The following is a 6,541-nucleotide window of genomic DNA, read 5'->3' as shown; positions in this document are numbered from 1 at the left end:
CTGGGTTCCTTTGGCCGGTGGTGGTAGTCGATGAGTCGCTCGCATCGGTAGACGAGCTCGCGCATGCTGAACGGTTTCAAGAGGTAGTCGTCGCTGCCCGAGCACAGAGAATCGAGCCGGTCTTCGGGGGCGGCGCCTCCGGTGAGGATCAGGAACGGTGCCGCGGAGAAAGCTGCATGGGTCTTGAAGGCGCGCACCAGGTCCAGTCCGGAAGCTGGCCCGGGAAGCTCGGCTTCGCAGACGATGAGGTCGGGGCGCCGTCCTTCGGCGCTCGTGACCGCCGCGCCAAAGTCGGTCGCTTCGAACACCTCGAGCTCGCTGCGTCCAAGAAAGTCCCGCAAAATTCGGCGCAACACGGCGTTGGGCTCGATGAGTAGAACGCGGTAACGTGACATGGAAGACTCGGCACCACCTCTGGAATGCGATGGGTCTGCGGGAAGATTCATTGTAGGGACAGCCTCGACGACCTGTCAAACTCGAGTTTCTCCTTGAAGCGCCAAGAAATCGAATGCTATCCTGTTGTAAGCAGAGCCGTCTTCCCAGAAGGATGTCTCGACCCCGCTGCGCGCCGTTTCGAGCTGTATAGGCCAGGAGACGACGGTGGAAGAAAGTCAATGCGCCATGCCCAATAGAAAACCAATAGGGGAGCGGAAATCTCCGGCGAACGACGGTCACTCGATCGATGATTGAAAGCTACGGTGAGAGCCACGTGGGCCTGCGCCGCAGGCTGAACGAGGATAGTCTGTTGCTGGACGACGATCTTGGCCTTTTCGTCGTGGCCGACGGAATGGGAGGCCACAACGCCGGCGAGATCGCGTCCCGTATCGCGGTCGAGACCGTGGCGAACTTCGTCCTGCGCTCCCGGGAGGAAGAAGAAATCACCTGGCCCTATGGAGTCGACCCGAAGCTGTCGTGGAACGCCAACCGGATCCTCACGTCGGTGATGCTCGCCAACAAACGCGTGTGGAAAGAAGCGGACAAGCGGCAGGATTATACGGGAATGGGAACTACCATCACCGCCGCCCTGCTGGACGACGAGGCCTTCTACCTGGTGAGCGCCGGTGACTCCCGCGCTTACCGCCTCCGCAACGGGGTCTTCGAGCAATTGACCGTGGACGATTCGTGGGTGCAGGCCGCGGTCGACGAGGGTGTGCTCCTCGCCGAAGAGGCGCACGGCCATCCCATGAAGAACATCATCACCAAGGCGATCGGCGCCAAAGAGAACATCGATCTTGCAGTCCAGGAACACCCGGTCCAGGACAACGATCTGTTTCTGCTCTGCTCGGACGGGCTCCACGGCATGGTTCCTGGAGAACGCTTGTCCGAGATGGTGCGAAACGGAAACGGAACCCTTCCCCGCTTGATCGAGAGGCTGATTGGCGCCGCGAACGACAACGGCGGCAGAGACAACGTGACCGCTCTCGCGGTTCGATATCGTCGTTCGTAGCCGCGCTACCGCCCTCTTCGCCCACCAGGGGCATGATAAGCTCGTTGCGACATGAGCGCCTCCTCCCGAATCATCGACAAGAAGAACCAGTTCATATTCCCCTCGGTGGCAACCTATTATTCGAAGCCGATGCCACTCGTACGCGGCGAAGGAAAGTACGTGTACGACGCCGACGGGAGGCAGTACCTCGACTTTTTTGGGGGCATCGTCACCATCAGCGTCGGGCATTGCCATCCCCACGTCAACCAGGCCATCAAGGAGCAGGTCGATACTTTGCAGCACGTCTCGACCCTCTTTCCCAACGAGCCCATGGTAGCCGTCGCCGAGAAGCTCGCCGCGATCACTCCGGGGAAGCTCCAGAAGAGTTTCTTCACCAACTCCGGAACCGAGGCCAACGAGACCGCGATCCTTCTCGCCCAGCTCTACACCGGACGGCAGGAGATCGTTGCCCTTCGGCATGGCTACAGCGGTCGAAGTCTCCTGGCGATGGCGGCCACGGGGCAGAGCGCCTGGCGGCTCGGTGGAACCCAGATCGCGGGTCTCAAGCACGTCGCCAACGCCTACTGCTACCGCTGCCCCTACGGCCTAACGTACCCCAGCTGCGACCTGCATTGTGCCCGTGACGTGGAAGCGGTGATCCAGACGACGACCTCCGGCAAGATCGCTGGTTTCATTGCCGAGCCCATTCAGGGGGTCGGAGGCTTCATCACTCCTCCTCCGGAGTACTTTCCCATCGTCGTCGACATCGTTCGCAAGTACGGAGGTGTTTTCATTTGCGACGAGGTCCAAACCGGATGGGGACGGACGGGCGATTTCTGGTGTGGTATCGAGCATTGGGGGGTCGAGCCCGAGATCATGACTTTCGCGAAGGGGATGGCGAACGGGACTCCGGTCGGCGCGACGATTGCGACCGCGGCAATCGCCGATAGCCTCACCGGCAGCACCATCTCGACGTTCGGCGGGAACCCGGTGACGATGGCTGCAACCCGTGCGGTAATCGAAGTCATCGAGAAGGAGAATCTCCGGGAGAACGCCCGGAATGTGGGTAGCTATTTGAAGGACGGGCTCGAATCTCTCGCTCGCGAGCACACCGTAATCGGGGACGTTCGCGGCATGGGCCTCTTGCTCGCCATCGAGCTGGTCGAGGATCGTACGACCAAGGCGCCGGCCGCGGCAAAGACCGCGCGCTTTCTCGAGAACGCGCGCAATGCGGGGTTGATCCTGGGCAAGGGTGGACTCCACGGAAACGTGATTCGAATCTCGCCGCCGCTCAATATTACGAGGGCCGACGTGGACGACGCCGTCGCCATGATGGATCGGGCGCTTTCTGATGGGTGAGCCGCCGCTTTCCGGCCTCACCGTTCTGGATTTTTCGCGGATATTGGCGGGGCCCTATTGCACGATGCTTCTCGGCGATCTCGGCGCCGAAGTACTCAAGATCGAGCCCCCATCCGGTGACGACTGCCGCCATTGGGGCCCGCCCTTCGTCGGCGGCGAGAGCGCCTATTTTCTCGCGGTCAACCGGAACAAGCGTAGTCTGTGTCTCGATCTCAAGAGAGAGGAAGGCAGGGCTCTGGTCCAGCGCCTCTTGTCGAGCACGGACGTGCTGGTAGAGAACTTCCGCCCGGGCACGATGGACCGGCTCGGCTTGGGATACGAGCAACTCTGCGACCGCCACCCTCGCCTCGTCTACTGTTCCATCTCGGGTTACGGACAGACCGGCCCGCACCGCGAGCGGCCCGGCTACGATGCCGTGATGCAGGGCGAGGGCGGGTGGATGGCGCTCACCGGTGAGCCCGAAGGGATGCCGATGAAGGTCGGAGTTTCCCTTGCGGACATCTTTACTGGAATGATGGCGAGCGAGGGGATACTCGCCGCTTTGTTCAATCGGGAGCGCACCGGCCGAGGGGAGCGCATCGACATCGCCTTGTTCGACAGCGTCATGGCGACGCTGTGCTACCAGGCTCAGGGCTACTTGATGACCGGGGAGCTGCCCAAGCGACTCGGAAACCGTCATTCCTCGCTCACGCCGTACGAGACCTTCCCCACGGCCGATGGCCACGTCATCGTGGGGGTGGGAAACGACACCTTGTGGAAGCGATTCTGCGTCGCCGTGGACTGCCCCGAGCTCGACGTCCCGGAGCTCGAGCACAACGCGTCGCGAGTCGCGCGGCGCGAGGAGCTCTCGGTACGTCTGGAGTCCCTTTTCCTCTCGAAGACGACCGACGAGTGGATTGATCTCATTGGGCGCGCCGGCATTCCCGTTGGACGCGTGCGGAACGTGGCCGAAGTCTTCGAGAGCCCCCAGGTCGCGGATCGAAAGATGCGCATCGAGGTCGAGCATTCCAAGCTGGGTCGATTGCCGCTCACCGGCAATCCCATCAAGCTCGGGCGGTCGGGGGAGCGTAAGCACGAAGCACCCCCGGTGCTCGGGGAGGACACGGTCAACGTGCTGCGAGAACGGCTGGGCTTGGATGACGAAGCGTTGAAAGGACTGCGCGAACGCGGCGTTTTCGGCCCTGAGTTTTAGTGAACGTGGGTAGCGTCTCGGGAGCCGAGCGTTTCGATCGCGACGGGCTCCGCGATCGCCATTCCCTGAGCGAAATCGACGCCGATCTGTCGCAATTTTTCGACGATGTCGTTGGTTTCGGCCCACTCCGCGATCGTTCTCTTCCCCATGACGTGCGCCATGTCGTTGATGGATCGCACTATGGCGAAATCCGTCTCGTCTTTTACCATCCCCTTGACGAAGAGGCCGTCGATCTTCAGAAAGTCGACCGGAAGCGTCTTCAAGTAGGCGAACGAGGAGAGCCCGGAGCCGAAATCGTCGAGTGAGAAGCGGCATCCGAGGCGCCTCAAGGTCTGCAGGAACTTTCTCGCCCGGCTCAAGTTCGTGACCGCCGCCGTCTCGGTGATCTCGAAGCAGATTTTCTTCGCGCTGACCCGAGCGCTCTTGATCTCCCTCACGACGAAATCGAGGAAGCGTGCGTCCCCGAGGGAGTGACCCGATAGGTTGATCACGCAGAGCTTGAGTCCTCTCGTGTGCTGGCGGTGACTCGAAAGCCATCCGAGCGCAGTGCGGATTACCCATCGGTCGACGGACGGCATCAATCCGTAGCGCTCGGCCACGGGCATGAAGGCGCCCGGGGGGATGGCTCCTTCCTCCAGGTCGTCGAGCCTCAAAAGAAACTCGTAGTAGCTTCCCCCGTTGTCGTCGCCGAGGGGTGCAATCGACTGATAGTACAGAGCGAATCGGTCGTTCTCCAGAGCGTCCTTGATGCGCATCGCCCAACCGGTTTCGCGGTGGCGGGTCGCCATCTCCAGGTCGTCGGGCTCGAAGACATGGATGCGATTTCGCCCGGTGTCTTTGGCCGCGTAGCACGCGGCATCTGCCTGGTTCAAGGTCTCGGCCAGTCCTTCGCTCGTTTCGGTGATCGGAACGACGCCGACGCTTGCTCCGGTCACGAAGCTGCTCGTGTCCCATACGAACTGGAAGTCCTGGATCGTCTCGTGCATGTTGTGCGCGATGCGAAGCGCCCGCTTGAGGGGGCAATTCTCCAGTAGTACGGCGAACTCGTCTCCGCCGACCCGGGCCACCGTGTCCCGCTTCCGGACGGCGCTGCGGAGAAGCTCGGCGATCTGCCTCAAGAGCTCGTCGCCCGCGGTATGACCACAGGTGTCGTTCACGACCTTGAACTCATCGAGATCCAGGTAGAGCAGCACGTGCTCCGAGCGCATTTCCCGCGCGCTAGCGATGACTCGCTCGAGCCTCGCTTCGAACTCGCGCCGGTTCACGAGCCCGGTGAGGCCGTCGTGGGTCGCCTCATAGGACAGGACGCGGGCTCGGCGTCGGGACTGCGTGACATCATAGAAAACGATTACCGCTCCGGTGATTCTCCCATCGCGATCCCGGATCGGGGAGGCGGAATCCTGGATCGCGAGCCGAGTGCCGTTGCGGCAGACGAGGGCGGAGTTCTCCGCCAACCCGGTGTTCACCCCGGTCTCGAGACATCGGGTGACGGGATCGGGCGCTGGCTCTTCCGTGGACTCGTCCACGATTCGGTAGATCTCGCCGATCGATCGGCCCTTCGCCTCGATGGTCGTCCAACCGGTGTAACGCTCTGCGGCAGGGTTCAGATATTCGACGAGTCCCTCCGCGTCGGTGGTGATGACCGCATCGGCGATCGAGGACAACGTGATCTCGGCCCTCTCCTTCTCTCGGAACATGGCGGCCTCGGCTCGCTCACGCTCTTCGACCTTCTGCTCCAGCTCCCGCTGCGCCTGCAGCAGTCCGGAAGTCATCCGAGCGAATACCCGGCTCAGGACACCGACTTCGTCGGCGGAAGACCCGACAGCGGTTGCTTCCGTCTCTCCAGAATCGATTCGTTTCGCGGCGTCGGTGAGCGCCACGATGGGCCGCGTCAGGGCGCGCGACAAGGCGACACAGACCAGTCCCACGATCGTCGACGTTGCCAGAAGGGTGGCAAGGAACAGCCTTCCGAGCTGAGTGATTGGCCGAAACGCTTCGGCCTCGTCCATTTTCACAACCAGACCCCAGCCCGCATCGCTGATGTAATCCCCGGCGGCCAGCACGGGCACCCCACGGTAGTCCAGGCCCCGCGGGAGGAGCCCTTTGCTGCCGGATATCGCTTCTTGGACCGGACTGTCCTTTGGCACCTGGCGCTTCAGCGCCGCCCCGGCGTCGAACCGCAACGGCGCGATATAAACCGAGACTCCGTCGCCGGTCCTCGCCGCGAGCAGGGTCTCACCAGTCTCTCCCAGGCCAGCGTAGTCGCGCACCGAATCGATCACGGGTGTGAAATCGGCTTCCATGAGGAGGGTGCCCAGCGTTTCACCGTCGTGCTCCAACGAGCCCGAAAGGTGCGCGGTCACGCTTTCGTTCTCGCCGAGCGACAGACGCAACGGGCCGCTACGTACGTCGAACGAGGCCATGGGTTGACCGGTTCGCTGCGGATCGGTCGATGCCAGGACCGTGCCGCTCCGGTCCGCGACGTGAATGTGGCGGACCGTAGAAACCGAGGACCGGGCATCCTCGAGAATGCGCTCGAGCTCATGACGCATTTCCGGAATTCT

5 protein-coding genes are annotated in these 6,541 nt (G+C 62.4%); 3 read left to right on the top strand and 2 right to left on the bottom strand.

Features of this window, described 5'->3' with window-relative positions:
* Window positions 1-395: response regulator (locus VEK15_13980; GenBank protein HXV61801.1), on the bottom strand; the 395-nt coding region annotated here is incomplete at its 3' end.
* Between the two features lie 287 nt (window positions 396-682).
* On the opposite strand from VEK15_13980, the gene VEK15_13975 reads away from it, so the two are divergent.
* The 3 genes from VEK15_13975 to VEK15_13965 are packed head-to-tail and all read left to right on the top strand — an operon-like array spanning window position 683 to window position 3,977.
* Entirely contained in the window at window positions 683-1,447 is a 765-nt protein-coding gene (locus VEK15_13975; GenBank protein ID HXV61800.1) for a protein phosphatase 2C domain-containing protein, read from the top strand.
* Window positions 1,448-1,498: 51 nt separating this feature from the next.
* Window positions 1,499-2,785, top strand: coding sequence for an aspartate aminotransferase family protein (locus VEK15_13970; GenBank protein HXV61799.1), 1,287 nt, complete (start codon window positions 1,499-1,501; stop codon window positions 2,783-2,785).
* Window positions 2,778-3,977: a CoA transferase gene (locus tag VEK15_13965; GenBank protein ID HXV61798.1), complete on the top strand. Its 1,200-nt coding sequence runs from the start codon at window positions 2,778-2,780 to the stop codon at window positions 3,975-3,977. Before VEK15_13970 ends, VEK15_13965 begins: the two co-directional genes overlap by 8 nt.
* Here VEK15_13965 and VEK15_13960 read toward each other — a convergent pair.
* Window positions 3,974-6,541: EAL domain-containing protein (locus tag VEK15_13960; GenBank protein HXV61797.1), on the bottom strand; the 2,568-nt coding region annotated here is incomplete at its 5' end. The two genes, VEK15_13965 and VEK15_13960, sit on opposite strands and share 4 nt — an antisense overlap.

The sequence above is a fragment of the Vicinamibacteria bacterium genome, from assembly GCA_035620555.1.
Classification (GTDB): domain Bacteria; phylum Acidobacteriota; class Vicinamibacteria; order Marinacidobacterales; family SMYC01; genus DASPGQ01.
Note: the sequence above shows the minus strand (reverse complement) of the source record. Positions and strands in the feature narration are given on the sequence as shown.

Excerpts from the sequence above, each read along its gene's own strand:
- VEK15_13975 (HXV61800.1), top strand. The coding sequence starts at position 683 with ATGATTGAAAGCTACGGTGAGAGCCACGTGGGCCTGCGCCGCAGGCTG.
- VEK15_13970 (HXV61799.1), top strand. The coding sequence starts at position 1,499 with ATGAGCGCCTCCTCCCGAATCATCGACAAGAAGAACCAGTTCATATTC.
- VEK15_13965 (HXV61798.1), top strand. The coding sequence starts at position 2,778 with ATGGGTGAGCCGCCGCTTTCCGGCCTCACCGTTCTGGATTTTTCGCGG.